General features: G+C 38.7%; 25 protein-coding genes. 8 read left to right on the forward strand and 17 right to left on the reverse strand.

All coding sequences use genetic code 11. From position 1 onward, the window contains the following. Nucleotides 1–10: 10 nt before the first annotated feature. The 8 genes from ACLCDL_RS15605 to ACLCDL_RS15640 form a co-directional block, all read right to left on the reverse strand. The gene (locus ACLCDL_RS15605) at nt 11–2,434 is read right to left on the reverse strand and encodes a patatin-like phospholipase family protein (RefSeq protein ID WP_423149336.1); all 2,424 of its coding nucleotides are present in this window, start codon (nt 2,432–2,434) and stop codon (nt 11–13) included. Nucleotides 2,435–2,530: 96 nt separating this feature from the next. Further along, entirely contained in the window at nt 2,531–3,673 is a 1,143-nt protein-coding gene (locus ACLCDL_RS15610; protein ID WP_423149337.1) for a putative sensor domain DACNV-containing protein, read from the reverse strand. A 201-nt stretch (nt 3,674–3,874) separates the two neighbouring features. Then, entirely contained in the window at nt 3,875–5,164 is a 1,290-nt protein-coding gene (locus ACLCDL_RS15615; RefSeq protein WP_423149338.1) for a CotH kinase family protein, read from the reverse strand. A gap of 123 nt (nt 5,165–5,287) precedes the next feature. Continuing rightward, nucleotides 5,288–5,521, reverse strand: coding sequence for a 4a-hydroxytetrahydrobiopterin dehydratase (locus ACLCDL_RS15620; RefSeq protein ID WP_423149339.1), 234 nt, complete (start codon nt 5,519–5,521; stop codon nt 5,288–5,290). 44 nt (nt 5,522–5,565) lie between these two features. After that, nucleotides 5,566–5,949, reverse strand: coding sequence for a DUF3037 domain-containing protein (locus ACLCDL_RS15625; protein ID WP_423149340.1), 384 nt, complete (start codon nt 5,947–5,949; stop codon nt 5,566–5,568). Continuing rightward, nucleotides 5,927–6,721 carry a HipA family kinase gene (locus tag ACLCDL_RS15630; protein WP_423149341.1) on the reverse strand — a complete coding sequence of 265 codons (795 nt, stop codon included), beginning with the start codon at nt 6,719–6,721 and terminating at the stop codon, nt 5,927–5,929. Before ACLCDL_RS15630 ends, ACLCDL_RS15625 begins: the two co-directional genes overlap by 23 nt. A gap of 108 nt (nt 6,722–6,829) precedes the next feature. After that, nucleotides 6,830–7,249: a hypothetical protein gene (locus ACLCDL_RS15635; protein ID WP_423149342.1), complete on the reverse strand. Its 420-nt coding sequence runs from the start codon at nt 7,247–7,249 to the stop codon at nt 6,830–6,832. Next, nucleotides 7,231–8,586 carry a vanadium-dependent haloperoxidase gene (locus ACLCDL_RS15640; protein ID WP_423149343.1) on the reverse strand — a complete coding sequence of 452 codons (1,356 nt, stop codon included), beginning with the start codon at nt 8,584–8,586 and terminating at the stop codon, nt 7,231–7,233. Before ACLCDL_RS15640 ends, ACLCDL_RS15635 begins: the two co-directional genes overlap by 19 nt. Nucleotides 8,587–8,735: 149 nt before the next feature. On the opposite strand from ACLCDL_RS15640, the gene ACLCDL_RS15645 reads away from it, so the two are divergent. The 3 genes from ACLCDL_RS15645 (at nt 8,736) to ACLCDL_RS15655 (ending at nt 10,124) form a co-directional block, all read left to right on the forward strand. Beyond that, entirely contained in the window at nt 8,736–9,152 is a 417-nt protein-coding gene (locus ACLCDL_RS15645; RefSeq protein ID WP_423149344.1) for a hypothetical protein, read from the forward strand. Nucleotides 9,153–9,207: 55 nt separating this feature from the next. Then, nucleotides 9,208–9,489, forward strand: coding sequence for a pyrimidine/purine nucleoside phosphorylase (gene ppnP, locus ACLCDL_RS15650; protein ID WP_423149345.1), 282 nt, complete (start codon nt 9,208–9,210; stop codon nt 9,487–9,489). A gap of 110 nt (nt 9,490–9,599) precedes the next feature. Continuing rightward, on the forward strand, nt 9,600–10,124 hold the full coding sequence (locus ACLCDL_RS15655) for a pyridoxamine 5'-phosphate oxidase family protein (RefSeq protein ID WP_423149346.1): 525 nt from the start codon (nt 9,600–9,602) through the stop codon (nt 10,122–10,124). 59 nt (nt 10,125–10,183) lie between these two features. On the opposite strand, the gene ACLCDL_RS15660 is transcribed toward ACLCDL_RS15655, so the two are convergent. Continuing rightward, nucleotides 10,184–10,585: a hypothetical protein gene (locus ACLCDL_RS15660; RefSeq protein ID WP_423149347.1), complete on the reverse strand. Its 402-nt coding sequence runs from the start codon at nt 10,583–10,585 to the stop codon at nt 10,184–10,186. Between the two features lie 149 nt (nt 10,586–10,734). Here ACLCDL_RS15660 and ACLCDL_RS15665 point away from each other — a divergent pair, with 149 nt between their 5' ends. Genes ACLCDL_RS15665 through ACLCDL_RS15675 form a run of 3 tightly spaced genes read left to right on the forward strand, consistent with a single transcriptional unit; the run spans nt 10,735 to nt 13,157 of the window. Further along, a complete protein-coding gene (locus ACLCDL_RS15665; protein ID WP_423149348.1) occupies nt 10,735–11,193 on the forward strand; it encodes a YbhB/YbcL family Raf kinase inhibitor-like protein in 459 nt (152 codons plus the stop codon). Nucleotides 11,194–11,199: 6 nt separating this feature from the next. Next, complete coding sequence (locus tag ACLCDL_RS15670) at nt 11,200–12,318, forward strand: glycosyltransferase family 9 protein (protein WP_423149349.1); 1,119 nt, start codon at nt 11,200–11,202, stop codon at nt 12,316–12,318. 14 nt (nt 12,319–12,332) lie between these two features. Next, on the forward strand, nt 12,333–13,157 hold the full coding sequence (locus ACLCDL_RS15675; RefSeq protein WP_423149350.1) for a glycosyltransferase: 825 nt from the start codon (nt 12,333–12,335) through the stop codon (nt 13,155–13,157). Here the strand turns inward: ACLCDL_RS15675 and ACLCDL_RS15680 are convergent. After that, nucleotides 13,129–14,211: an SGNH/GDSL hydrolase family protein gene (locus ACLCDL_RS15680; RefSeq protein ID WP_423149351.1), complete on the reverse strand. Its 1,083-nt coding sequence runs from the start codon at nt 14,209–14,211 to the stop codon at nt 13,129–13,131. The genes ACLCDL_RS15675 and ACLCDL_RS15680 overlap by 29 nt on opposite strands. Before the next feature lie 123 nt (nt 14,212–14,334). Further along, nucleotides 14,335–15,567 (reverse strand): DUF6786 family protein, encoded by a 1,233-nt coding sequence (locus tag ACLCDL_RS15685; protein WP_423149352.1) that lies wholly within the window; start codon nt 15,565–15,567, stop codon nt 14,335–14,337. A gap of 84 nt (nt 15,568–15,651) precedes the next feature. Between ACLCDL_RS15685 and ACLCDL_RS15690 the strand changes: the two genes are divergently transcribed. Together ACLCDL_RS15690 and ACLCDL_RS15695 are read left to right on the forward strand one after the other, a co-directional pair. Beyond that, nucleotides 15,652–16,092, forward strand: coding sequence for a MarR family winged helix-turn-helix transcriptional regulator (locus ACLCDL_RS15690; protein WP_423149353.1), 441 nt, complete (start codon nt 15,652–15,654; stop codon nt 16,090–16,092). Between the two features lie 24 nt (nt 16,093–16,116). Then, nucleotides 16,117–17,424 (forward strand): serine hydrolase, encoded by a 1,308-nt coding sequence (locus ACLCDL_RS15695; protein WP_423149354.1) that lies wholly within the window; start codon nt 16,117–16,119, stop codon nt 17,422–17,424. 61 nt (nt 17,425–17,485) lie between these two features. On the opposite strand, the gene ACLCDL_RS15700 is transcribed toward ACLCDL_RS15695, so the two are convergent. The 6 genes from ACLCDL_RS15700 to ACLCDL_RS15725 all read right to left on the reverse strand — a co-directional run bounded on the left by ACLCDL_RS15700 (nt 17,486) and on the right by ACLCDL_RS15725 (nt 26,950). Then, the gene (locus tag ACLCDL_RS15700) at nt 17,486–18,592 is read right to left on the reverse strand and encodes an acyltransferase family protein (RefSeq protein ID WP_423149355.1); all 1,107 of its coding nucleotides are present in this window, start codon (nt 18,590–18,592) and stop codon (nt 17,486–17,488) included. A 2-nt stretch (nt 18,593–18,594) separates the two neighbouring features. Continuing rightward, nucleotides 18,595–20,115: a DUF4832 domain-containing protein gene (locus ACLCDL_RS15705; protein ID WP_423149356.1), complete on the reverse strand. Its 1,521-nt coding sequence runs from the start codon at nt 20,113–20,115 to the stop codon at nt 18,595–18,597. A 13-nt stretch (nt 20,116–20,128) separates the two neighbouring features. Further along, entirely contained in the window at nt 20,129–20,998 is an 870-nt protein-coding gene (locus ACLCDL_RS15710; protein ID WP_423149357.1) for a PKD domain-containing protein, read from the reverse strand. A 33-nt stretch (nt 20,999–21,031) separates the two neighbouring features. Then, nucleotides 21,032–22,546 (reverse strand): RagB/SusD family nutrient uptake outer membrane protein, encoded by a 1,515-nt coding sequence (locus ACLCDL_RS15715; protein WP_423149358.1) that lies wholly within the window; start codon nt 22,544–22,546, stop codon nt 21,032–21,034. Between the two features lie 10 nt (nt 22,547–22,556). Next, a complete protein-coding gene (locus ACLCDL_RS15720) occupies nt 22,557–25,562 on the reverse strand; it encodes a SusC/RagA family TonB-linked outer membrane protein (RefSeq protein ID WP_423149359.1) in 3,006 nt (1,001 codons plus the stop codon). Between the two features lie 263 nt (nt 25,563–25,825). Beyond that, nucleotides 25,826–26,950 (reverse strand): phosphotransferase enzyme family protein, encoded by a 1,125-nt coding sequence (locus ACLCDL_RS15725; RefSeq protein WP_423149360.1) that lies wholly within the window; start codon nt 26,948–26,950, stop codon nt 25,826–25,828. Nucleotides 26,951–26,957: the final 7 nt, after the last annotated feature.

The raw sequence follows: 26,957 nt of genomic DNA on the forward strand, positions 1-26,957 counted from the left end.
GCGAGTATTGTTAAACATTTACATTCAAATTTTCATTCGTCAGATCCGGATCATCCAATTTATCCTCATCTTCCAGAATAAAGCTTCTGAAACTTGTTTTGTTAAAGGCATTTTTCTTTTCTTCCTGCTTTTTCTGGCCCTGTTCAATCATCTGCTGCATTTCAATCCGTTTTTGCTGATACTCTTCCCAGTTAAAATTCAGCAGAAAATCACAGGCCGCTTCAGCGCCTTTTACAAACATCCGTTTCTTATCATCGTCAGAAATAAAAAAATTAAGCCAGTTGAATTCACTTAACTTGATATTGCCTATACCTTTTGTAAATACTTTATTCTTCATCATAAAGTCTTTATCATAATAATTGCGCATTGTATTTATTATACGACCGGCATAATTACTCAAACTCCAGGTGTACGCATCACTTCCATCGATAGTATCCGGTTCAGAATCGTCCAGGTTAATTCCAAAACTTGGTATCCGGGGCTCTACCACTTTCGGATTATAAAAAATATTTACAGGGAAGTTTGATAACATTCCTCCGTCTGCAAATCGTGCGATATGCGGTATATCTTCCTGATCTACTCCAAAATATTCTTTCCATGCTTCCATTATCGCAGGGTCGCTACGATCGATATCCGGTATCATGTGCGATTCGAAAAATATGGGAATGGACATGGAAGCACGCACAAAACGAGCCGGATGTAAAGCATCAGGATCTGATCGGAAAAGGTTCCACATTCTCGGAAACTCAATTTTATTTTGACTAACAAGTTCTGAAGTAATAAAAGTTACATCTCCATTCAAACCATCTATGCCTGTAGGATGAGCTTTTCTAAGCCGGATCCCAGGTATGGGCACTTCCATTTTATCCTGCAGATCTTTTATAGTATGCACGTTATTTTCAATCAGTATATTCTTTATCCACTCGTAAAAAAACTTGCCGGGATTAATACCATAACCGCAGGAACGTAAACGGCTGAAAAGAAAAGAAGAGTAAAAAGTTATTGCAGCAATTAACAGAATATTAAAGCCGGTAAGAACAAAGGTAATTTTGGCAAGTGTGTCTGCCCAGTCGTACTTATAACTCAATCCTAAAAAAAGGGTATTACAAAAAAGCAGAACCAATAAAGAACCCAGAATGAAGGACGCAACCTGTTTTACCTGCTTAGTGAACGATTTATTGGTAATGAAATTCTTAATAATCCAGCGGGCAAAGGGATGGCCATCTACCAGGTTAAAAAAATTAAGGCTCGTAATATATTGCAGAATTCGCTTTGACTTTTTCCCACTCTTGTGATGGAGACGGGTACCGTCGGGAGAATCGATTACTCCATCAATTGAAGCGAGCAATGCTGTATTTATTGCTCCAGCGCTGGTTCCGGCCAGGCGCAAAAAACGAATTCCCGCCTCCTCTAATACATATGTATAACCCGCCAGAGCCACTCCCAATACTCCACCTCCCTTTTGAACAAGATCCACATATTGATTTCCGTACTGATCCAATACATCCGAAACTTTCAATTTTTCGTAATTCTCACCAAACTTTACCTTTAATTTCTGAATGCTTTTCAATACCTCAGGCTGGTTAATAAAATCGTCAGGAGTTAGAACAGCCCCCGAAGATTTTTTTTCAGATGCGGATTCGCTATTAACTTTTAAATCACCCTTATCCTCTGTTACAGAAGTTATGTCTAGATCATAAAACTCATCTTCTAACCCGGCAATAAACTTCAGGTACTCCGGTATATCCTTGTTAGTTATTCTGACGCGTTGGTTTTTAAAAGCTGAAGATCCGGAAGGTATAGGAACTTCTTGATTCCATATCTTGAGTTTTCCATTAGTTATTCCAATATAGGTAGTGGTATGCAGGTTATTTAGCTGGCCCGATACGGTGTAGTACTTTTCTTCTTGTAACGGTTTTTGACAATCACATTCTTCGTAATTAGCTATTATTTCGGTAACATCATCGTACACATCCAGGTAATCTTTTACAATTACTTTTTTAATCCTTTCTTTAAATATTCCGAATCTCTTAGGCTTTTTTACAATAAACTCGTATTGTCTTACCAGCTGGTAAACCGCGATATTTTTTTCCTTGCAGGGAGGTGCAGCAAATTCTTTTTCAAGACTGTCTGTAACAGAATTCTGGGTAGTAATTGTAATATTTCTCGAAGATTTTAACTCGGACTCTAATGCTAACAGATTTTTTATGCCTAAAGTGCCTTTAATACTGGAAGTAAAGTTTGTCTGATCTGTTTTGGATATTCCTACTGTGCGTGTGATGATCCTTTTTTCCTTATTCTCACAGGAAACAGAAGTAATATGCAGCGGATGCCAATATTCAGCTATTTCACAATCTACTGCACCTTCTTTTAAGGTGACAGAAAAAGAATTTACAACAGTGCTGCCCTCAGTATGCTTTGGAAATTTCCCCATAACATAAATTGTTTATGAAGATTAACATACACATACTTAACTTCCTGAAAAAGAGTTAAAACACCCTTTTTAAGCAGTATAAATAACAAGTTAAGATTACATTAACAAAGAATCCACACGATGGGCATGGACCATTTCTTCACAATGCGACCAGCCGAAAATAGTAAATTTACCGTCCTGAGAGGCAACCAAAGCAATAGAATCACGCTGATCAGATACAAACTGTGCTGCTGAAAGGTGTCTTGTACCGCCGTTTTGGGCAGGATGTATAACGCTTGCTTCTCCTCCTATTATCGGTTCCGTTAAAATTACTTGTTCTACCGGTTTTCCTTTATCAGATCGTACAATCTTTGCCCCGAATGCCAGCAGTTCGTGCTTATCAGTAATAACGGTAGCACCGTCAATAGCCGTATAACCTGCAACCGTATCAACTAATCTGGTAAGCGTTGCCTGCCATTGAGGTTTGTTTTTATCCTCCTGACTGTGCAGCATTAAATCAGATAATCCTTTAAATGCCGGAACAACAGGATATGAAATTGGATGTACAATAGAATTCTTCCAGTCACTCGTACCCGATGGAACGACCAGCAGCGTTCCTCCCCGGCCGTGAGCCCGCATAGAGGCAGCAAGCTGAACAAGTATGTTTACTGAATCGTTCCATGAAGATGTAGAACTGAAACTAAGCAGTGAAGTTAACAGTTTCGGGCAATCGGGAAGGTTTCCACTTTGTTCATCCACAATTTTTATCTCGTCTCCTTTAAGAATGGCTACGTTTACAAATTTGCCAAAGCCGCTGAAACGCCTGTGCTTTATTATCAGTAAACCAGGTTCAATAAGTTCAAGAACAAAGCAAATACCGGGAATTGATCGTGTTGTTCCCCATAAATATAAACCATCTCCGTCGTTCCACACGCCTAAGTGAATTCCGGGCCGTTCAACTCCCGGTGCCAGTTTCGTAAGAACCTGTGGATTAAACGGCAGTTTCTTAGCAAAAGTTAAGGGCTGTTCAACCTGATCCGGCGACGTATATGCCAGCGATATTTTAGGGGAGTGCCCTTCTTCCCGCCGAAGGCTTGCCCAAAATCCAACGTCAATAATTGATTCAATTGTTTCAACAGAAGGGACTGGGGCAATATTCTGCTCGCCTGCTTTCAGTGCTTCTTCTACATGCTGTGCAAAATGTGATTCTATAGTTGCTGCTACTAAATGTGCAGCTTTATATGTTGATCTGAATTTCATAAAGACAAGGAAACAAAATTAACAGCGTATTCCAGGTTTTGAATATAATCAGATCCGGTTTAAGTATAAGACAAAAAATTAACCACGAGAAAGAAATTACAAAAATCTGTTAATGTTACATTTCATCTTATTAGCATCGATAGCTGCTTCCGTTTTGAGTTAAGATCAGTTTACTGATATTATTATTCTCATTATACACTGTTATAACTCAATATTAGCATCCAACCAATCAATGCGTGTTGTCAGCCATTCTTTAATATGGTTTACTTCTGCCGGATAAGTACCTAAAACTACAGGATTTGGCCAGACTTTCATATTTAAAATAGGCCAGATTGAAAAGTTCTGTTCCTGCGATTTCTGCAGGTATTTTGCGGTACTATCTATATACGTAAACATTGCCGGAACTTCCTTCACCTTTATTTCATCCCAGCGCTTTTTTACCTTTTTACGAAATGCAGGATCTTCAAAAAGTCTTTTGAACCATAAACCATCTTTTACCCACCAGCCTGTGGGATATGTAGCGTCTGAATAATCTACATTGCCTATTGAAAGATCAAAATCCCAGATAGGGCCCATTCCCAATTTTCCGCCACGATCTTTATAGTAAAACATGCTGCTGTACTTCTGGGAATCCTGGTTTTTAAACAACTCTTCTATTAAAAACCAGTTGATGAAGGAATCGACATTGATATATTTTGCATATCCTTTCTGAGGATCGGCGAAATCAGGGGAAAATAATACGTTTTCTGTTAACTGGATATAATTCTTTATGTAATTGAACTGCGCTTCCGTAATATCTTCCGGTTCTTTAACTGTCATAGGCAGCCCTCTATCGGTAGTAAATAAATTTTCTTCATCTTTTCTTTCATCCAGCTCGACAAGATAGCCACCGGTGATTTCAGCCTCGGCAGTATTTTCAGGTTTAAGTTCCTTTATATTTACGCGGTTCTCATTAACTTCTACCTGTTGTGTAAGTGTATAATTGCCCAAATACTCTCCATTCATAAAAACTTCTACATACCTTACATCCGGAGTAAAATCAGCTTGCATTTGCTTTCCTAATTCAAACGCCAGTCCGGTTCTCATTAAAGTTTTATCTGAATAATTGGCAAGAAGTACCCAGTTCTTGGCGGCTGGCAGTCCTAAAACTTTTGCTTTTTCCTTAAACTTAAGCCGGTATGGTTTTTTTGGATGCAAAAACCAGGTGGAGTTGCCTCTTCCTTTAATCTGCAGGGCAATCTGAGTCGTTTCCTGCTCATATAAAGAGTTGGTGTTGATGCTTAAACTGCCGCTTACATAATCTTCTTTGGAGGTTACAGGGCCAACTGTACGGATATTAAAAACAGGCAAACCCGTAAATGTGGCTGTTGTATCAGGCTTATATGGAGGTGGTTCAACGACATTGTTCTGCGGTTTATCCTTTTTACAAGCGCTAATACTTACTGTAATCAGTAAAACCGATAACAGGTTTTTCCAGAGGTAAAGTTTCATAAATACAGGTATAATTGGTAAAGTGGATCAAAATAACAATTTTCCCTGAACAACTATCGTTTTCACCATTTCAGAGCCAACTTTCCCGCAGTAGCTGCACTCAGAACATCGTCGCCACCTCTGCTATGCCAGGCTATCTATTACTTTCGCCAAAGCCTTGTCTTTATCTGTCACAGTATCTCCTGCATCGTGTGTGCTGAGCTTTATTTCTACTTTATTGTAAATATTTGTCCAGTTTGGATGATGATTCATCTTTTCTGCTGCCATTGCAACCTTAGTCATAAAAGCCCAAGCCTGTACAAAGTCTTTAAATTCAAAGCTTTTAACTAATTGATTATTTTTTGTTTCCCATTCCATAACTGTTTTTATTTATTTTCCGGTGATAAGAACATTCGAACAATTTACAGAACAAGCTGATTATAAAGCCGGTTGAGCGTTTCAGTTGCATCTTTGCAAAAACCGGGATGAACTTTTGAAGTTTGTACTACCGTACTTCTTGTTGCTGTAAGCCAGCGAAACCGCGATGCCGGATCCAATTTAGCAATAGGCCCTCCTTCCCTGCTTCCCTCACAAATTCTGCTAAAGGAAAGAAGATGTTCTTCCAGTTCCTTAATATCCAGACTTTCTGAAAAAAGCTGCAGCCGCTTATCATCCAAATTGAACCGTATCTGTAGAAATTTTTGCTTAAGGCAATACAGAATAACACCGATATTCAAAAATTCTTCCCGTTCCACACGTGGCACTACACGAATAACAGCATACTCAAATAAGTGATTCTCTTGCATACTTTGCTTCCTTTACAAATATTTCTGATGATGCTATCCGTGTTTCTAAAAATTGAGTATAAACTTCTCGGTGTTCTGCGGAAGATTCAAATTCTCCTGTAAGCCATTCCTCCGGAATTAAGGCAACTATCGAACGAATCCGGTCTGGAGTAAGAAGCGAATGATACTCTTCATCAACCGAATCAAGTTCGGCAGCCGAAGGAAGTAATACATGATCTTTAACCTGTAAAAAAGGTCGAACAGCGTGTTCTTTCCAGTTTTGCATCGAATGATGAAAATACAAGGAAGCACCATGATCTATCAGCCATAATTCTTTATGCCATGTAAGCATATTGGTATTACGGGCAGTACGGTCGACATTTGTTAACAGGCAATCTAACCATACAATTTGCGAGGCAAGTTTAGGATCCAGTTTTGTAACTGCCGGATCAAAAGTAATTGCTCCCGAAAGGTAATGAAGAGCCAGGTTAAGCCCGGTGCTGGCTTTGAGCAAATCCTGAATTTCTTCATCCGGTTCGGTACGGCCAAAGGCTTCATCCAGATTAGCAAATACAATTTCCGGAACTTTTAACCCGAGTGCCCGTGCTATTTCGCCACCAATAAGTTCGGCTATCAGCGCTTTTACACCCTGGCCCGCACCCCGAAACTTCAGCACATATAAAAACTCATCATCCGCTTCGGCAATAGCGGGTAATGAACCTCCTTCACGCAAAGGAGTAACATAACGTATTACATCAACTGTTCTGAGCTGAGCTTGTTTAATTTCATCCATCTAAAATTCCAGGCAATTTATATTGAAACTACCTGGATAACGTGAAATTAGTTCAAATTTTTGAAATTGATGATCGAAATAGAAACAGAAACACATAGCCAATCATTATTACGGACTATCCAATGTGCATATTTTCTTTAATTCAATCTGCGTGAGTGAGTCTAAAAGCGCCCTGTCGGATTTAGAAGGATAATCTTCTTTCCAGATTTTTCTGAGATAGTGAAGCAGCGAATCAGACTTTACCTGCGATTCTTTCAACAGAACCGCCTTTTCATTGTCCAGTTTTCTTCGGATACTGTCAGATTCATCTTGGTTTATTTCGTGCCTGATAACCTTATTATCCAATGCACTATACTTGTCGGCAAGTAAAAACTTTTTGTGTGTAAACTGCCTCGATTCACATTCCATCCGGGCAATTACAGAAGCATCCTTTTTAGCTTTTTCTGTTTTATACGGGCTGGTACACTGGGCAAGAAAAAATAATAAAATAGCCGATAATACAGGGTAGTTTATACTCCTTTTGGCCATTTTATCATTTTATTAATATTTTTCCCTATAAGTTTCCCCTGTACCAATCCAAGATCGTTATCCTGTTTAAAGTGAATACCTCCATAAAATCTTGAATCGGCACATTCCTTCGCCATCTCGTCGAAACTGTTCCAGCTTCGGGCTTCAAAACCGTACTGGATCTGTGAGCGGTCTGTAAACTTATATTTTCCGTCACCGTTAGTAAACAGATCAGTAAAGATTTCGCTCCCCGCTCCTATTTCTGCCGAGTGGCCTGAAACATAGGTAGGAAAAGGTGGAGTACCGATAACAGTAGTGAATGAAGTGTCGATATATTTTTGAATATAAGTAACCGGGCGTAAGCGATTTGTTTTGTATTTACATTTCCAGCAGGCAATAAACGCGTCGTGTTCAGCAATTCCCATTTTACCGTATGCAATAGCAGTTTTAGCTAAAGAAGCATTATTTTCTTCTAAAAGCTGTGTTAAAATATTTACGGTATGTCCTGTAGGTGTACAGGTGTTAAACGGATCGTCTGCCCAGAATTTTGTTATTAAAACCTGTTCTTCTGTATTATTTTTAACCTGCTTATATACCTCTAAAGCGTCTTTATATAAATCCGAATTTGTTTCAAAAGAAAAAGGATAACAAGGAGCCGGTTCTGTTTGAGTTATATTGGAAGTAAGAAATGGCCTGTTTTCTCCCCATTTAGGGCTAACAGGATATTTTGCAGAACCAGTAGGAACCCATTGATCATCGCCGGCTGGCGAAGTAAACTGAGGTTTAAAAGGGTCAAGATAGGACTGGTGCCCGCCATCCGTTTTAGAATATTCATATAACGCTTCAGCAATTGCTTTTCCAAATGCTTCTGAACGGATTACAACATCGGTATTTACTCCATTTGCAAGGTTTGTTTTATTTTCCATTTCCAATGCTTTAATGTCATTCAGATTTTCAGAAGAAATTTTGATTTCAAACATTTTCCGCATCATATCTGAAGTTGCCGCATTTGCTGCGATAGCCCAGTTATATTCCAGTCCAGCCTCGGGTTTCGGAAGCGAGTTGTTGCTTAATCCATTTATCTGCCCTGCAAGACTTGCATTCAGATCTATACCCGGAACAGCTGCTTCATAAACCGCCAATGATATATAAGCATAAGCCCTGGAAGCCTGTGTAGGAAAGAAACCGGAAGTATTCTTTACAATTTTACAGGTTAAATCATAATATGACCGGATAAAACTGCCGTCGTAGTCTGCAGACATCCTGCTACTTGTTTGATCTTTTATTTTATCATCTTTCCGGCAAGCAGAATTGAGCATTAAAAAACACAGAAATAAAAGAGGTAATTTTCTTATCATAAACATTATTTACAAGACCTTCCATTAAACAAGAAGCTCTTTTTTAGGTTTGGAAAAATAGTAATAAAAGCGTTACCCTCTAAATTGAAACGAATATAAAAGTATCTTGACAGCAGTATGGGGATTATGAGAAATAACTGTTAGAAAAGATGAAAGCCATTCTGTTGAAAGAAAAGGAAACTAATCTGGAAGAATTTTATATTAATAAAGAATGCATCAATGAATCACAATTCCATAGTATTGTTGATTTTTCATTTGATATCAGTTATCCTGTAAATGCTGTCAGAAGTTTTGTAGTTATTACTGATTATACAGTAAATAATATAAGCGGAGTAGTTATGACAAGGCTTAAAACAAAAACAGAATTCTCGCTGAAAAGTATTTCTGCTGATAAGGAAAGCCTGAAATTAGTAGAACAATGTGTTTATATGGCCTATTCAAATATGCTGAAGCATCACAAAGAAAAATACAAGTCGTGGCCCCTGTTATATGATGAAATTGTTCTTCCCCGTGAGCAAACGCTTAACAGGATACTGAACGACTTTCTATTAAATCTTCCCTATTAAAGTTGACGCCAATTTTTTTAATTCTCTTGCGTATTTTAGCCGCAAAGAAAATAACATGATACAAGTTAATGCATATTTTGACGGCAAAGTAAAATCGTTAGGTTACGAATCACTCAACGGAAAATCAACTATCGGAGTAATGGATGAGGGCGAATATGAATTTGGCACTTCTACAGAAGAAACTATGATAGTTATTGAAGGTACGTTAATAGCCTTATTACCCGGAGAATCTGATTGGAAATCTTTTAAACAGGGTGAGCAGTTTAAAGTTCCGGCTGATGTAAAATTCAAAGTACGTTCTGTTGGGCAAACTTCTTATTTGTGCCAGTATAAGTAATCAATTTACCGGCGACTATTCCACAATCGCAGTACGTTCTGATTTTCAATCTTCCTAAACAAAATTAAGGCATTGGTATTTATAAATATAGCTGCCTAAAAATTTTGCTTATGAATACTCAGGAAATTCAGGAACAACTCAATGAAATTGAGAGAATAAAAAAAGTGAGGGAACTATCTGACAGGGTCAAGGATGTTAAAATAGCTATGCTGACCACCAATGATACTAAAGGAGAACCGCATAGCAGGCCTATGTACACTTTTCCAATAAAAGACGATGGCGTAATCTGGTTCTTAACACAAAAGGATTCTATCAAATCGGAAGAAATTACTACAACCCGAACGGTAAATATAAATTATACCGATCATCCGAATAATCTGTATGTTTCAGTAACGGGAGAAGCAAGCTTATCGGCAGATAAGGAAAAAATTGATGAATTATGGACCGAAATGTTTAAGGCATGGTTTGCCGACGGGAAAAATGATCCGAACATCGCACTTCTGAAAGTAGTTCCGCACAAGGTTGAATACTGGGATGCACCGGATTCTATCATGTCGCAAATACTGCTGGTTGTAAAGGCCGGCCTGGCCGGAAATCCGTACCAGGTAGGTGAACATAAAAAGATAGATTTGTAAGATTAATTCAAGAGACTGTCCAAAAATCATCATTACTGTTTTTGGACAGTCTACCCTATTTAAATATCTTCAGCACTTGTACCGCCTACATTTTCCGCATTCTTTTTCTGCTCATCTTTGCCGCGATAAGCATTACTCGGATTCACATCATTCTGGCGGGTTCCACTGATGTCATCAGCACCGTATAAAGGAGGATTTTCTGAAAAAGAGTAGTTTCCTTGTGCGCTTTGAGAGTTTACTACATCTTCATCAGATTCTGTATCAGGCATTACCACCCCTTGCTCAGAAGTATCAATTTTATCCTGATTATATCCCGACCAATGTGACTCTTCATTTTCTGATTCACCAGTTGGTTCTCTCCTGTTTTCTCCCTCATTATATTTTTCGTTAATCTGTTCCTGTACGCTTTTATCCTGGCTCTGACCTTGTCTGCCATGGAAATCTTCGTTATTTTCCTGCATAGTTTTTGCTTCTTATGTTTTAATACTAACAGCAGCTAACTAACATTGTTCCCACAGATTTATTTAAGCTTTTAAGGGAGAAAAATTTAAATAACGTATAAACCTTTTACATAAAAACACTGTTTCGATACTGAAAAACAATCAATCAGATGAATATAAAAACAGTTTTCGAATACAACGAAGAAATCCCTCAACCCTACACCTGCCTGGGTCCAAATATTACTCCGCCTTTAGAATTTGAAAACGTTCCGGCAGGAACTAAAAGCCTTGTTTTGATATTTGAAGATGTAGACGCAACTCCCAAACCCTGGACGCACTGGATGGTTTTCAATATTCCGTCTGAAACGACAAAAGTAGATGAAAACACTGTTCCCGCAGGTGGCATAGAGGGACTCGCCAATAATCATAGTTTCGGTTACGAAGGCCCTTGTCCGAAATATTTTAAAGGCACTCATCATTACTGGTTCAGATTATATGCGCTTGATATCGTGCTTGATCTTCCAAAAGCTTCTGAAAGAGAGGAAGTAGAAGAAAAAATGCAGGGACATATTATAGAAAAAGCAGAGTTACTCGGCTTATGCACTGCTCCTGAGAAAACCGAAGCTTAAAAATTCATGGTTAAAAAAATAGCAGTATTAAGGGCGAATGCGCTTGGTGATTATATTTTTATAATTCCTGCCTTGCAAGCCTTAAAAGAAGCTTATCCTGAAGCGGAATTAACCTTACTGGGCAAACAGTGGCATAAAGATTTCTTAACTGACAGGGCCGGTCCGGTAAATCGTGTTGTGGTAGTTCCTCCGTATCCCGGCGTGGGCGAAAAAGAAAATTTTAATGCCGACATAGCGGAAGTGAATACCTTTTTTTCTGAAATGCAAAAGGAAGAATTTGACATGGCTTTCCAGTTACACGGGGGCGGCAAAAACTCCAATCCCTTTTTACTTCGCCTTGGGGCAAAATTAAATGCCGGTTTAAAAACTCCGGATGCCGTAGATTTGGATATCAATGTTCCTTATGTCTATTATTTCAGCGAAATTTTAAGATACCTGGAGGTTGTTTCAAAAGTTGGAGCTACAACTACTTCTATTGAACCAGTAGTTACTGTACTTCAAAGCGACATTAATGAAGCAACAAATGTTCTTACAAATCATAACAAACCAATAGCAGTTATTCATCCGGGCGCAACGGATGTAAGACGAAGATGGCCGGCAGAGAATTTCAGTCAAATAGCAGATTTTTTAACAAATGAAGGATTTCAAGTTTGTATAACAGGAGTGTCTGCTGAAAAAGAGATTGTCTCCGGAGTTATAACTAATGCCAGGAATTCAGAGAAGATTCAGGATTTGTGTGGTAAACTTACGTTAAATGGAATGACAGGCCTTTTATCCCTTGCTGAAGTTGTAATTTCAAATGATACCGGTCCGTTACATTTAGCAAGGGCAGTAAAAACACCTACCGCCGGTATTTTTTTATGCGGAAATGGCATAACCGGCCTGCCTATGACTACTGCATACAACAGAACTTTAATGTCGTGGACTGTTAACTGCCCTTTATGCGGACTTTCTTCGAAGCAATTCGATAAGGAAGATCGGGGTTTTTGCACACACGAAACCTCATTTGTTACTGATGTAACAGTTCAGGAAGTAAAACTGACAGTAGCAGAACTTATTTCAAATTCAAAAAAACAAAACAAAGTTTTAAGAGATTCTTTTTCAGAGACCGTTCAGAGATTTTAGCAGAAACATAAAGAATGAAAATTTCAATTCTTATTCCCACTTACAACCGTCTAAATGCGCTTACAGCTACACTTACTGCCCTGCTTTCACAAACTTGTAAAGATTTTGAACTTATTATTTCCGATCAGAGTGATTTGGCTGTAGCAGAAGATGGCACTATACAAACTATAAAACGTGTTTTTGAGTTACATAAAAACCCAGTCAGAATTTTACAAAATTTACCTTCGAGGGGCATTGCCCATCAGCGACAGTTTTTACTGGAACAGGCAACAGGAGAGTATTCTTTATTTTTAGACGACGACATTATACTGGAAGCCGATGTTTTAGAAAGAATGCTTACTGCTCTTGAGGATGAGAATGCGGGCTTTGTTGGAATGCCTTTGATAGGGTTAAGCTATTTGAACGATTACAGGCCTCATCAGCAGTACATCAATTTTTGGGAAAACAAGGTTGAACCCGAAATTGTTCGGCCCGGAACTGAAGAATGGAACAGGTATCCCTTGCATAATGCGGCAAATATTCTCCATGTTGCAGAAAAGCTGGCTATTTATCCTGCAAACCAGAAAAAGTATAAAGTTTCATGGGTTGGTGGCTGCGTATTATTTAATACAGCAAAACTAAAGGAAACCGGAGGGTTCGATTTTTGGGAAGAACTTCCGGAAAATCATTGCGGAGAAGATGTGTTAGCCCAGCTCAGACTGATGGAAAGATATGGAGGATTCGGACTGATTCCATCAGGTGCTTACCACCTGGAACTACCTACCACTATTGTACATCGGGAAGTAAACGCTCCCGAATATTTTTATAAGACTAATTCCAGTGAAAGTTTTGCTCAATAAATTCAATTAAATCCTGAGCCATTGCTTGCTGTTCAGTTACTTTTGGATGCCCCGGCGTATTTTTATAAGGGAAAAAGTGGGTATAAATCCGTTTATCATTTAATGATTTCACAGCTTTTACAACATATCCAGGCCAGGGGGATCCTTCTTTTGTAGCGTCCATATTTCCTAATGCACAAATGATATCAGAATGAGGATATTTTTCACGAATTGTTTTTACAAAACGGGTATATGAGTCTATTATGAAATCTTCCGAAGGCTTTTTGCTGCCAAACAATCGTTTAAACTCCGGATGTTCCGGCATGTTCACCAACCATGAATCGTTCTGAAACAGATTGATCACAACAATATCTGGTGTATAATTTTTAAAGTCCCACTTTGAAGAGGAATCATCAGGATTTAAGCGGTCAAAAACAGTGGACATGGTGTAAGGAAACCAGCTGATTGTTATTCCGATACCACTTTTAGCAATGCAATTATAATCTGCATCGAAATGCCTGGCAGTAATGGCGGCATAACTTAAATAGTGATTTTCAAACGGACTCGCGGGAGAATCTCCTGTCGCATCTTCTACAGCATAACCACAGGTAATAGAGTTTCCATAAAATTCCATTTTTCTTTTTCGAGGGGCCGGTGCATCCAAAATTTTCCCCTCTTTATTTAACTCGAATCCGTAAAATCCGGTTTTACCACGGTCGTATTCAGTTATCTTAACTAACTCTATGCTGTGCTTTCCGTTTGGAAGGTGTTCTGCCAGAGAATATTCTTTTTTAACGGAATCTAATTTAATTTTATAAATACTGTCGTTGTCTATGATAACGTTCAGATAATTATTTGCCCGCTCATCTTTTAATACAGCTTTTACAGCTGTTCCCTCAAAATTCATCTTCACAGACGAACCTGACCAGTACAATTCCGCAATGTCCGGACTGTGTGAAATCCGCCCCATGTATTTCAAATCCTTATTCTGTGGCAGAACATGTAATTGTTGCGAAACGGCATTTAATGTAAGCAACAGAAGAAGGTATCCTATTGAAAGACTTTTCTTAATCATAATTACGGGCTAAAATAGAGAATAGGCGTTATAAAAAGCAAAATCTCTTTAATTATACAGGATTCCATGAAAACATTCTTTATCATCTCCTTTCCATCACAACGGCATCTCCAATAAACAAACTTATTGAATAAATGCAGTTTCTATTTGCTGAAGCGAAGTTCCTAATAACTTCTGCGCAATAACATTAAGTTCTGCTTTTGATCCTGTAAAATGAAACACGTGATGTGTATGAACAAGTTTCTCCCGGGGTTTAAGAAATGCAGCGGGAGAAACACTTTCTATCTCGTAAAATGGCCCCATTTGGGTTCCTGTTTCTAAAGGACCATCGTTATAAGCGTTTACCACATCGCCGGTAAAAGGATCTTTATCTGTTGTCCACTCCTGGTTTAAGTAAGTCGCATCTTTATTAACATCAAATAAGGTAATGGTAAGAATATTACCGGATGCGTCGTAACTGCCTGCCATATTTTTAGCCCTGACAGGAGGAATACCTAATTTCCCTCTCGACTTTCCATCTGCCCTGAAGTATAAAATGCCATCTTTATACTGAATTCTGTTTTGTGAAATTTCACCAAAATAATCTGTAGTTGCTACTTTTCCCGTTGTATTTTCTGTGTATGGAATAACAATGACTGTTTTTTGAGAAGGTGAAAACATATCCAGATTCCATAAACAGGGGGCTCCGGTTTGTTTGTTCCATTCCTTATCTCCGGTATTAATAATCGTGTTTACAGTTTTAAACCCCACCGGTTTAACCTGATCAGTGAGTGTTATTTTGAGCAGGCTTTCTATATCTTTATTTTCTAAAATAAGGATATCCCTTTCAATTCGAAGATTAAGATTTGTTCCTGCATAATTTAACAGGTTCATTTCTTTACTCATCGAAACTTTCTTTTGGTCTGAAAATACAAGCTTCCAGTTTTCACTATCAAATGCAGCTGGAGTATGCCAGTTTTCAAATTCCATTTTTGTTCCCGGCTTAAAAAAGATTGAATACTTCCCTCCTTCCGGCCCAAGCCATAAACGGTCTTCGCCACCATAAGCATTCATATGCGAATCTTTTTCCTTATCAAAAGCATTATAATTTATCCAGCCAAAACTTTTACCGTTAAGCCCTTCTGATGTGGAAGTAAAAACCTTTCCCTGGTATTTTGGCGAAACAATTATCTGCCCGGTACCTGCACTATTTTGTAAAACCAGAACGCTATCTCTTCCTTTAAGATAATTTAAATCATACTCGAAAGTAACTTCATTAAACTTTTCCTTTTCAGATCCTTTTCCCGGATTCCTGTTTGTACATGAAAAACAGACAAGTGCTATTAAAGCGAAGCCTGTGAAACTTTTTCTTTTCATAGGTTTTAAATGTAGAATAAATATAATATAAAATATTTTTTGTAATTATTGATATATCAAATAGATTTGTATCATTATTTTAACATGACAACACAAGAACGTTTAGACCACATCGTATTTTATTCATTAGAAAAGTCGATAAAATCCTATCGCACCTACGCTCAACGTAAACTAACAGAACAAGGGTTTAATATCACAATAGACCAATGGATGGTATTGAAAGCACTGAATGACCACCCTGATTGCAGTCAGCATGAAATTGCTGAGGTTACCTTCAAAGACCATGCGTCGCTCACCCGGATCATTGAACTGCTTGTAAAAAAGAGCTACCTGGAGCGCAAAATGCATTCGACTGATAGGAGACGTTTCCAATTAACGTTAACTGCAGAAGCGAATAAGTTGCTAAGTGTTATGCAACCTGTAATTGAAGCTAACCGGGCGAAAGCGTTAGAAGGATTTACCCGACAGCGTATTACTGATCTGCAGGAAATGTTAAGTATGATAATTAATAACTGCCAACAATAAATTAAGATTTCAATCAATAAAAAAATGAAAAAAATAATTTTACTTATTATTCTGTTGCCATTTTTATCAAATGCGCAAACTATCCAGCAAAAAGCAGATGAATTGCTTACCGCTTACACTACTCAACATAAATTCAGCGGAGATGTACTGATTGCTGAAAAAGGGGAAATCGTATTTCGGAAAGCGTACGGGTATGCGGATATTGAGAATAAAAAACCAAATACCTTAGAAACAGAGTTCAGGGCCGGTTCCCTTACAAAAATGTTTACTTCCACGGTGATATTGCAATTGGTTGAACAATCAAAAATTGCTTTAACAGATCCTGTTTCGAAATATATTCCTGACTTTACTAATGGAGATAAGATCACGATAAAAAACCTGCTAAGCCATACTTCGGGCATTAAGGGTAGTATATCTCCCGGCGCAACTAATTTAAAGGAATTGATCAGCGGCTTTAAAAGCGAACCGCTGGCATTCACACCGGGAGAGCGTTTTGAGTACAACAATTTCAACTATATGTTATTGAGTTACATTGCTCAGAAAGTAACCGGGGTTGAATACACTAAACTATTAAAAGACCGCATTTTCAACAAAATTGGCATGACTCATTCGGGCCTGGATTTTGAGCAGCGTAAATCTGAAAATAAAGCTATAGGATATCTTACAAATCCTGAAACCACACTTTGGGAAAAAGCCCAAAGTCAGAATGACGTTGCACTTGCTACCGGTGCTGGTGCTCTATATACAACGGTTGGTGATCTGTATAAATGGTCTGAAGCTATATCTAAACATACATTACTGAAAGAATCAACGTATCAGCTTGCTTTTACACCTGTGCAAGCGGACTATGGTTTAGGTTGGATTGTTTCTAATAAATTAGGACATCCAAAAATAGGTCACACAGGTTCAATAGAAGGATTTATTGCAGATTTTATAAAATTCCCAAAAGAAGATATCACAATTATATATCTTTCAAACTTCAGAGATCTTGACGGAAAACAGCTGGAAGATAACCTGACGGCCCTTGTATTCAATCAGCCGTATAAAATTCCTGTTCAGAAGAAGGAAATTAGCCTCTCAAAAGAAATTTTGGAACGCTATGCCGGTACGTATCAGCTTAATGAAAATGTTAAAATGGTGGTAACAGTTGAAAATGGAAAGCTATGGGTCCTGGCTCCCGGAGGTGATAAAGTTGAGCTTACTGCAGAAGCTATCAATAAATTTTACCTGAAGGGCCCTGAAACAGAAATTAAGTTTATGGAAGAAGACGGAAAAATAAAGTCAATGTTTATTGACATGCAGGGTGGTCAAAAATTCACGAAACTACCGTGAGTTTTTAAAAGGGTGCCCAAAATAGTTTATTATGAGAGACACCCTCTTTTACTGCTTTTATCTATATTTTAAAAAAGATATTCTGTTTAAAAAGCCAGTAACACAAATACCATTCTACAAACCAGGTGCTTACCGCCGAAATAACTTCCAGAATTTTTTCCGGCACTCCCAGCATTCCGATAAAACCTTTTACAAAAATACCTACTGCCCCGTTAAGCCATTGTATGCCTACTGTTTCAAAAAACAGGTAGATAAAAATGGCGTTTGTGCCTACAACAACTGCCACCCAGGCGTATTTATTAACTTTTTTAACATCAGTTAACCAGTACAGAAAGGCCATTATTAACAAAACCCATCCGCCAGAAGCAAAAACAAAGGAACTGGTACTGATTCTTTTGATAATAGGAGTTATCCCTGTTAAATCTAGCCCAAAGCCAATAAGTAAACATAGCAAGGCTGCAATAACGAGCCATTTAATTTTCTCCGGAGAAGTTTGTTGCGAAATAAGCAGTTTACCGGCTAAAACTCCCCATATAGTATGGGCGGCAGTGGGAATAATATTAATTGCCACCCAACCGTCCCGGTTGATTTTACCCATAATAATTGTATCAAAATAAGCTCCGAAATTATGATACTCTACAAAAGGCTGGTCGAAACCGGGCACCAATACAACGCGGTACAAAAACTCGGTCAGCAGCAATAAAACAATTGAAATTACAATTTGGAACCTATAAGAACGTCGGATTATAATATACGCAATGATTGTTGTAAATGCGAGTTGCGTAAGGATATTCCAAAGTTCCCAAACTAATTTACCGGCATAAATACAATGCAAGCCGGTGCCAAACAGAAACAATTTCAGGCAGCGAACTGCAATGTGCTTAAAATTCTGCTGCCAGCTTATTCCTTTTTTTAATTTTTGATGATAAGAAATATACATGGCAGAGCCGGCCATCGTCATAAATGCAGGCTGTATCAAATCCCAGAAATGAAGCCCATGCCAGGGATGATGAAAGAACTGGTTGATAAAGCCATTGAAGGCTCCGGTATCCAGATGATTTAATGATTCATAAACCATACAGCTTTCTGCTGCCAGCAGGATCATGATTAATCCCCGCATTACATCCAAAGATAAAAGACGGTTAGGATTTTGGTTTAGTACTGACATATTTATTCAACTAATACTGTATGATTTAACTTATTGAAACCGGTATTAGCCTCCCATGTATTTTTATTAGCCAGGCGAATACTAAATTCGGAACGGCTTTTTAATAAAGGCGAAGGGTCAGACAGATTCAACAGCAGCTCGTATTCCCCTGCTTTTATTTCTGTCGGTAAAGTAACTGATTGTTTAACCTCAGTTTTTCCACTGAACCATTTCCTGATATCTGTATCTAAGGCTAAAAAGTAAATCTCACTGCCAGTTTTACTCCTTAACACCAATTCCACCTGCCGGGGATTATAGGGAGCGGCATATCCTTCATTCGCCAGGTTAAGATTTACTTGGAACGATCTGTCTTTTTTTACCTCATGTGGCAAAATTGCACTCTCAAGAAACAAGCGGTAGCCCAGCTTTTTTTTAATATTCTCCATACAGCCGCCGCTTTGCCAGTCATTATTTACTTCATTGTTGTAATCAGCGTTCAAGAAACTGTAATGCATTGCTGCAAATTCTTTTTCTGCATGGCCTGCTGTTTCACAATCATTTTGAGGACTGTATTGATCGCTGCAAGTTTCGCCTCCAACTACTACATATTTACTGTCAGAAGAAAAATAATCACGAAGCGTCTGGTTTTCACTTTTCCGCGGAGATGAAGAATTTCCATAATCTTCATAAGTTCCAAAATCATCCGAACTGGCAAGAAAACAATCATTGTGAAATCCAATCCGTGCTTTATCACTATAGTTGTAAGCTTCACTTTCTATCAAAGGTGGAACTGTAACGGATGCGGTAGTGCCATAAACATACCGTTGCTTTAATTGTGGATACCTCACCTGGATCATCCGGCTCTCAGGAACAGCATCGAGTAAAGCTTTAATAACTTCAAACCTGTCTTCCCAGTTTTTGTCCAGCAACTTCCCCTGTGCGTTTGAAGAAGCATCGCCAAAATAATCGGTATAATAATTTTCGCCCCAGGTTCCAATAAAACCCATTTGCAAACAGGCTATTACGTCGGTATTTTCCTGCAAAACTGGTTTAAGCTGTGCAATATGGCTTAATACCACCGCTTTGGGTGCATCTCCATACGGCGGACAAATAAACTGCTCGGGGCAATTTCCCGACTTTGCATCTACCGTGTAGGTAAAGCGAGGAATTAACTTTAACCCCGCTTGCCGTGCAGTTTCGCAATCTTTTTTAAAATTCTCCAGAAACGACTCCGGTAAAAGCTTGTCGTTAAATCCGTCTAAAATAAAATATCTGAATACCAGCGTACTTACCACTTTATATTCTGCACCCGAAACTGTATTGGCATTTCGATATTTTTTTAATTCCTGCAAATCAAGAAGGGTATAATTACTGGCTCTGGTTTCAGAATAGCGATAAAAACCTCTTTCAGGATTAGGAAAATCTTCATCACTTTTTTCATACGTAACAGTTTTTAGCTCTTCCGTACCCGAAGACTGCGTTGCCGCCTTCTTACAGCTTGTTGAGAAAATTAATACGGTTAATAAGAACTTTATTGTTTTCATGCTGAAGTTCTTATCATTCATCTAAATCCAGCAAAATGGCGGGCGTACCGGAATCAGGCAGTACTCCTAATGTTGCGGACCAGTCGCTTTTTGTAGCTATAATACCAAGTTTTAATGCTGTTGAGGTAGATAATCCTGAAATTTTTGACCTGTTAAGCTTCATTTCAAACTTTATTAATCCGTTTTCTTCTTTTACTGTCCCTAACTGGTAAAATTCAGACACGCCGGTAGGATTAAAAGTAAAGCCATTACCTTCTCCTGTGTGATTATAAGCATCAAACCAGCCTGCTAAAACGCCACCTTCTAATAAAACATCATATCCTCCTCCGGGTAGTTCGCCGGTATTAAGGCCGGTAGTTTCATCATTATCGGTATCCAGGTAAAAATCAAAAATATCTTCATTTGATTTTTTTGAGGCAGCTTCCAGGTAGATATAAATTGATTCTGCATCATAATCAAATTTCCCCTTTTTAAAATAAGTTTCTTTCGCACCGGATAATACAACATTTTGGGTTACGTTATCCCAGTCGGCCAGCGAATTATCGTTCAGTTTTACCGGGGATGTTTTGGAAATGCGTACAATGGTTGAACCTTCTGTACTTGTTCCGCCTGTAGTTGTGATGTATACTGTCGCAACATACTTTCCTTTACCGGGATAAACGTGTACAGGACTTGCCTCGGTAGATGTTTCACCATCGCCAAACTCCCACTTATAGGAAGCTGCGCCTTCGGTTTCGTTTTTAAAAGTAACCTGGTTGCCCTCCACGCTTAATGAGAAAAGGACTTCAGGCAAGCTTTCTGTTTTATCTTTTTTGCAGGAAGCGAATATAAATACCGACACTGATAAAAGAGTAAGTTTCAATATGTTAAATGAGTTTCTCATGATTTTATCAATTAAAAAAGATTAGAATTCAGTTTATTCATTCTGGGTAGCCAAAGGGTTTGTTAAAATCTCGTCAACGGGAATGTAATAGATGATTCTCGGACTATTCCAGCTTACTACAAGGCCCGGATAATTTTTAGGTTCTTTGGAAAGATCAATATCTGTTTCTTTCAATCCTCTTAAATGATAACCCCAGTAAGATCTGTCCAGGTTTCTTTTATTTCGGTAAACATCGAATACCCGATGGCCTTCAAAAGCAAGTTCTAACCTTCTTTCGGTTAAAACCACATCTAAAGCCGTAGAACCGGCAGGAACTTTCTGGTTGTATAAAGCACCGGCTAGGCCGCGATTCTTTCTGATCATATCCACATCATTTAAAGCAAGCGCATCCTGTCCTAATTTAGCTTCTGCTTCGGCCCTGTTCAGGTACATTTCTGCCAGTCGGAACATAACCGGAGAACTCAGATTGGGTCGACCATCCTGAAAAGAAAACTTTGTAATGTAGTAGGTTTCTATGCCGTTTTTCTTTGCAATTTCTCCATTTTCATCTTTCAGTGGAACAATGAACGACCAGCGGACATCTTCGGGGTGCTGAGCCATAAGACTTCTGAGAGATTGCGAAGCAAATTCTTCTCCCCATCCTGAATTACCATCTGAATAGATCATCGACGCAATAGAACCGAACTTTCCGTAATCGTCGGCAGTTGTAAAGGCAACAGAAAAAATGGTTTCATTACTGCTGTTAGCATTTGCAAAATACGTTGGAAATGAAGCAGCACTTTCTAACGAAAATTTACCCGAATTGATTACCTGAGTAGCGTAATCAACGGCTTTCTGATTATCTTCCATATATAATGCAACCCTTGAAAGTAATGCAAGTGCCGCTTCTTTAGAAGCATACTGAGCACCACGGGACTGAGTCATTAATGTTGCAGATTTTTCTGCATCGGCGATTACCTGGTTGTACACTTCCTGAACGGTTGAACGGGCTTTTTGCGGCTCATCGCTTACGGAAGTACGTAGAATTATTCCGGGTGCATTCGGATCGTGAGAATAAGGTTTTGCAAACAACCTGACGAGGTTAAAATGACAGAAGGCACGCAAAAAGTAACATTCGCCTATCAGTTGCTGTGTGGCAGCATCTGGGTTTGCTATTTTTTCACCAGCTTCAATTACGGTATTTACATCGTTGATTATTTTGTAGGAAACATACCAGAAATAGCGGGTATTGTCCTGCCCGGGTGTATGGTCCTGAGTGAAACTATAAAACAACGGATCTTCTGTAATCTGCCCGCAAACAATATCATCACTGGCAAAATCTGAGAGCTGAAAATACTGCCGCAAATACATATTGTTCTGATCTTCAGAACCATTAAAACTGATATGAGATTTAAACAAAGAATAGGCGCCATTCACCGCATTTAATAAGCCTGCGGATGTCTTTGTCAGGTTTTCGGTGGTTATCGCATCACTTGGTTCACCAACTAAGGTGCAACTGCTGTTAACAACAGATAAAGCCAGAGCGATATATAATATTTTTGTTTTCATGTTGCACTAATTAAAATCTGAAATTGATATTTAATAAATATTGCCTGTTGTTTGGATACTTAAAGTCTGAGACTCCCGGTGTAACAAAACTTCCCGGTGTTATCGTAGTCTGAGGATCCTGGCCTAAAAAGTCCGTAAAGGTGTAAAGGTTATCCGCGGTAAGCGAAACAACTATTCCGTCCATTTTTAACCGTTTTACAAAAGATTGTGGCAGCTGATACGATAGTGCTACATTTCGGATGGCCAGATAACTTCCGTCTTTTAAATACCGTGAAGAAGTTTCTGTAGAATTAGCCGCATTTTGTGGGCTTGGTTCTGTAGCAATATCACCGGGCGCTGTCCATACCTTTGCATCGTCCGGTAATTTTATCTGATTATAATATGGCTCGTGCCCATCATTCATGGTGAAACGAAGGTTATTGCTAAACACTTTATTACCATACATGAAATAAGCATTCACCCGGAGTCCGAAGTTTTTATAACTCCATTCATTATTAAATCCTCCCTGAAACTTCGGAAGAGCTGAACCTACTTCCTGAAGAGTCGCTTTTGAATACTCGGAAGTTTGTGTTCTGGTTTCAACACCCTGGTCATTTTTTGTAACGATTTCCCAAAGCGGCGCTCCGGTTTGGGTATCCACACCTAACCATTTCGGCATATAAAATTCATACAGGTTACCACCATTCCGGTAAATCTGGGAAATACTCCAGGACCCTGTACGGATAATTGGACTAGGTAAATCGCGAAGCTTATTACTATTGAAATTGATATTAAAATCAGTATTCCAGCGGAAGCTTTTGCTTTGAACATTGGTAGTATTCAAACCGATTTCAACACCTTTATTTACTATCTGGCCAACATTCTCCCATCTTTGTTCAAAACCTACCGACAAAGGCTGAGATACCTGCAGCAACAGGTTTTTAGTAGTATTCTGATACGCATCAACAGTAAGACTAATCCTTTTAAACAAGCCAATATCAATACCGGCATTCAACTGATACTTGCTTTCCCAGGTAAGATTCGGACTGGCCAATTGTAAGGGAATAGCAGCCGCCTGCGAATTGTACTGCCCCGCTAAAGAAAATAAACCAAGATAGCGGGAAGCGCCAATATCCTGTGTTCCTGTTACACCATAACTGGTCCGCAGCTTTAAATTATCAATAACAGAAGAACTTTCTAAAAATGCTTCATTACTTATTAACCATGCTGCCGAAACTGCCGGAAAAGAGGCATACTGATTACCTTTTGGAAATGCGGAGGATCCGTCAATACGGTAAGAACCTGTCAAAAAGTATTTGTTTTTATAGTTATAGTTTAGTTGCGAAATGAATGACTGAATCTGTGCTTTATCATAAAAACCATTTACAGCCTGGCTATTAGATATTACATTTAAAACGTCCAGCCCTTCAGGCAATCCTTTTCCTGAAGCACCTGAAACTTCTGTTTTGCTTCCTTCGAAAGCCACCCCAGCCAGTCCGCTTATATTGTGATCTCCCTGTTGAAAATTAAACTTTAGCAGATTGTTGGAAATAGCTCCGTAATTAAACAAATTTTGCTCATCTAGGTATCCTGAAGCATGATAAGTTCCGGCAACCAATGGCGAAAAGAAATTACTGCTTTTATTAAATGATGCTGCAAAACGGTTGGAACTGCTAAAAGAAAGCCATTTGGTAAGATTAATATTTAATGCGAGGTCGTAATTGACATCGAAACCTTTATACGGATGATTTGAATTTTCAACTGTATGGATTGGATTTACTTTATCTCTCGACCACCATTTAAAAGCTGAATTTCCATCTACATATACCGCGTTATTATTTTCATCGTATGGATTATCCCAGGGCATATTCAGGTAGCTGTAATAGACATCCATATAATCATAACTTTTACCGGTTGCACCGCTAAGATTTATATTATTGGTAAGGCTGATATTTTTAGAAAAATGATAGGTAGAATTTCCGCGTAGGTTTACACGCTGAAAGTTAGTATTTAAAAATGTTCCTTTCTCGTTATAATACGACAGGCCGGCATAATAATCATTCTTTTCCGTTTTACCGCTTGCAGAGATGTAAACATTTTCCATTGGCGAAGCTTTGAACAGGTTCTCTGTCCAGTCGTAATTTTGGTTTAATAAAGCTACAGGACGCTCGTTGTGAAACTTAACGATATCAATTTTATACGAATTGTCGGCAGCGCCGGGAACATAATCCCTGTAAAATTCTTTCTGATTATTGTACAACTCTGCCGAGTTCATCATCTGCATTTTACCCCAGTCGGGAGTACGAAGTCCGGTAGTTATTTTTGCTTCAAAGCGTGTTTTTCCAGCCTGCGCTTTTTTTGTTGTTACAATAATAACCCCCGCATTTGCCTGCGATCCATACATTGCTGTAGCGCCGGCATCTTTCAACACGGTAATGCTTTCCACATCGTTCGGATCATAATTGCCTCCGATTATTCCATCTACTACAAACAACGGACTTTGAGACGCATTAATTGAAGAAACACCGCGTAACCGGATTTCGGGTGTAGCTCCCGGCACACCCGAGTTGTTTATTACCTGCAATCCCGCAACTTTACCCTGCAGCATTGCACCAACATTATTGGTGGTAACATCTTTAAGATCTTCGGCAGAAACTACACTTACGGCACTGGTAAGTTCGCTTCTTTTTTTATCGCTGTAACCCACTACAACTACTTCATTCAGCTCCTTTTTGTCTTCAGAAAGCGAAATATTAACCGTATTCTGAGTCGCTGAAAGCTTTACTTCCCTGGTTGTATAGCCGATAGAACGAACCTGGAGAGTAATTTGCTGAGCCGGAGCGGTAATTGTAAAAGAACCATCGCCATTGGTAGAAATGCTTTTTGATGTTTCCTTAACTGATACAACTGCTCCCGGTACCGGTAAATTATCTGTAGCCGACAGGACTTTACCGGTTATTGTTCTGTTTTGCGCAAAAACGGTTAAACCCGGCACAAAAAAGAAAATGATGAGTAAAATGTTTTTAAACTTGAGCATGAGGTTTGGTTTTAGTTTTTGAAGGAATATGTTGACAGCCGTTTGGCTGGGTTAATTCTTTTGAGTACTACTCAACGTACAAGTGTAATCCTTTTATTCCCTGGACTTTATTTCCTATTGCAGCATAATACCAGTTACAGCAGTCACAAAAAATACTCTCAACTAGCCGGGAAGTTGCATAACGAAATCTCTCGACAGTTTTTGTGATACTTTTACCTTCGCAAACGTATTTTCTATGTGATGACTCCATATTTGCAATTTTATTACCTGACCGTTTCAACAGTCTCTTCTATTATTTTTTTCAGGAAGTCATACTGTTCTTCCAGTTTCTGAAAAAGCTTAAGCTGGGCTTTTGTACGCTGAAGATTATGCCCCGGAAAACTTATTTTATAGTACACATCCCCTTCTAGGTAATCAGTAAGAAAGCGGATTACCTGCATGTAAGGCAGCAATAGCACACCTAACGATAAGGATTCAATCTCGGCCGGACTAAGAAAAGAACAGGCTTCTTCTAAATATCCTTTTGTGTAAGCTTTAAAGAGGGGGATATTGAGATCAATTTTATCCAGATCTTTTTCGTCTTCGGACCCCGTATTTATAATTGTTCGTATTGCATCGCCAAAATCACTGGAAACATAACCGGGCATAACAGTATCCAGATCTATCACACACTGTGCTTTATCGTGCTCGTTCAGCAAAACGTTATTAAACTTGGTATCGTTGTGCGTAATCCTTTTTATAAGCTTTCCTTCTCTAACCAGCCTCGGAATTGCACACATTTTATCCGCCCTTTCCAGTATATACTGTATCTCAGAAATAACTTCACTTACCCGTCCTTCCGGATCAGCAGCTACTATATCTCTGAATTTCTGAAGACGTTTTTCGATATTATGAAAATCAGGAATAGTTTCCTGCAGGAGACTGATATCCATATCCGACAGTAAAGACTGAAACTTTCCGAACGCTTTTCCGCCCTCAAATGCCTGATTCTCTGTTTCAAGGATGTCGTAACTTTTTGTATGGGGAATATAGATGTACATCCTCCAGTAGTTAGAATCGGAATCTTTATAATAAAACTTATTATCCTTTGCAGGGATCAGGGTAAGAACTTCTCTGTCCGGATCTGATGCCGGATCTTCAGCCAGTTTATTTTTTAGATGTAAGGTTACCTGACGAATATTTTCCATTAATGCCGGAACATTTTTAAAAATTTTGTCGTTAATACGCTGAAGCAGGTAATCATTAAGCCGACCCTCTGAATTGGCAATATGGAAGGTATCGTTTATGTGGCCGGAGCCATAAGGTTTCACAGCGCTTACCCCTCCCTCAATACTGAAGTTTGATATAATTTCCTGAAGATTAAGTGTATTTATAGTTTCTGCTTGCATTTTTCAG

It is taken from the genome of Rubrilithobacter danxiaensis (assembly GCF_047272945.1).
Lineage (GTDB): Bacteria > Bacteroidota > Bacteroidia > Sphingobacteriales > Sphingobacteriaceae > Rubrolithibacter > Rubrolithibacter danxiaensis.

Bases quoted from the DNA above. Each gene is read 5' to 3' on its own strand.
- ACLCDL_RS15605 (WP_423149336.1), bottom strand. From the start codon at position 2,434: ATGGGGAAATTTCCAAAGCATACTGAGGGCAGCACTGTTGTAAATTCT.
- ACLCDL_RS15610 (WP_423149337.1), bottom strand. From the start codon at position 3,673: ATGAAATTCAGATCAACATATAAAGCTGCACATTTAGTAGCAGCAACT.
- ACLCDL_RS15615 (WP_423149338.1), bottom strand. From the start codon at position 5,164: ATGAAACTTTACCTCTGGAAAAACCTGTTATCGGTTTTACTGATTACA.
- ACLCDL_RS15620 (WP_423149339.1), bottom strand. From the start codon at position 5,521: ATGGAATGGGAAACAAAAAATAATCAATTAGTTAAAAGCTTTGAATTT.
- ACLCDL_RS15625 (WP_423149340.1), bottom strand. From the start codon at position 5,949: ATGCAAGAGAATCACTTATTTGAGTATGCTGTTATTCGTGTAGTGCCA.
- ACLCDL_RS15630 (WP_423149341.1), bottom strand. From the start codon at position 6,721: ATGGATGAAATTAAACAAGCTCAGCTCAGAACAGTTGATGTAATACGT.
- ACLCDL_RS15635 (WP_423149342.1), bottom strand. From the start codon at position 7,249: ATGGCCAAAAGGAGTATAAACTACCCTGTATTATCGGCTATTTTATTA.
- ACLCDL_RS15640 (WP_423149343.1), bottom strand. From the start codon at position 8,586: ATGATAAGAAAATTACCTCTTTTATTTCTGTGTTTTTTAATGCTCAAT.
- ACLCDL_RS15645 (WP_423149344.1), top strand. From the start codon at position 8,736: ATGAAAGCCATTCTGTTGAAAGAAAAGGAAACTAATCTGGAAGAATTT.
- ppnP (WP_423149345.1), top strand. From the start codon at position 9,208: ATGATACAAGTTAATGCATATTTTGACGGCAAAGTAAAATCGTTAGGT.
- ACLCDL_RS15655 (WP_423149346.1), top strand. From the start codon at position 9,600: ATGAATACTCAGGAAATTCAGGAACAACTCAATGAAATTGAGAGAATA.
- ACLCDL_RS15660 (WP_423149347.1), bottom strand. From the start codon at position 10,585: ATGCAGGAAAATAACGAAGATTTCCATGGCAGACAAGGTCAGAGCCAG.
- ACLCDL_RS15665 (WP_423149348.1), top strand. From the start codon at position 10,735: ATGAATATAAAAACAGTTTTCGAATACAACGAAGAAATCCCTCAACCC.
- ACLCDL_RS15670 (WP_423149349.1), top strand. From the start codon at position 11,200: ATGGTTAAAAAAATAGCAGTATTAAGGGCGAATGCGCTTGGTGATTAT.
- ACLCDL_RS15675 (WP_423149350.1), top strand. From the start codon at position 12,333: ATGAAAATTTCAATTCTTATTCCCACTTACAACCGTCTAAATGCGCTT.
- ACLCDL_RS15680 (WP_423149351.1), bottom strand. From the start codon at position 14,211: ATGATTAAGAAAAGTCTTTCAATAGGATACCTTCTTCTGTTGCTTACA.
- ACLCDL_RS15685 (WP_423149352.1), bottom strand. From the start codon at position 15,567: ATGAAAAGAAAAAGTTTCACAGGCTTCGCTTTAATAGCACTTGTCTGT.
- ACLCDL_RS15690 (WP_423149353.1), top strand. From the start codon at position 15,652: ATGACAACACAAGAACGTTTAGACCACATCGTATTTTATTCATTAGAA.
- ACLCDL_RS15695 (WP_423149354.1), top strand. From the start codon at position 16,117: ATGAAAAAAATAATTTTACTTATTATTCTGTTGCCATTTTTATCAAAT.
- ACLCDL_RS15700 (WP_423149355.1), bottom strand. From the start codon at position 18,592: ATGTCAGTACTAAACCAAAATCCTAACCGTCTTTTATCTTTGGATGTA.
- ACLCDL_RS15705 (WP_423149356.1), bottom strand. From the start codon at position 20,115: ATGAAAACAATAAAGTTCTTATTAACCGTATTAATTTTCTCAACAAGC.
- ACLCDL_RS15710 (WP_423149357.1), bottom strand. From the start codon at position 20,998: ATGAGAAACTCATTTAACATATTGAAACTTACTCTTTTATCAGTGTCG.
- ACLCDL_RS15715 (WP_423149358.1), bottom strand. From the start codon at position 22,546: ATGAAAACAAAAATATTATATATCGCTCTGGCTTTATCTGTTGTTAAC.
- ACLCDL_RS15720 (WP_423149359.1), bottom strand. From the start codon at position 25,562: ATGCTCAAGTTTAAAAACATTTTACTCATCATTTTCTTTTTTGTGCCG.
- ACLCDL_RS15725 (WP_423149360.1), bottom strand. From the start codon at position 26,950: ATGCAAGCAGAAACTATAAATACACTTAATCTTCAGGAAATTATATCA.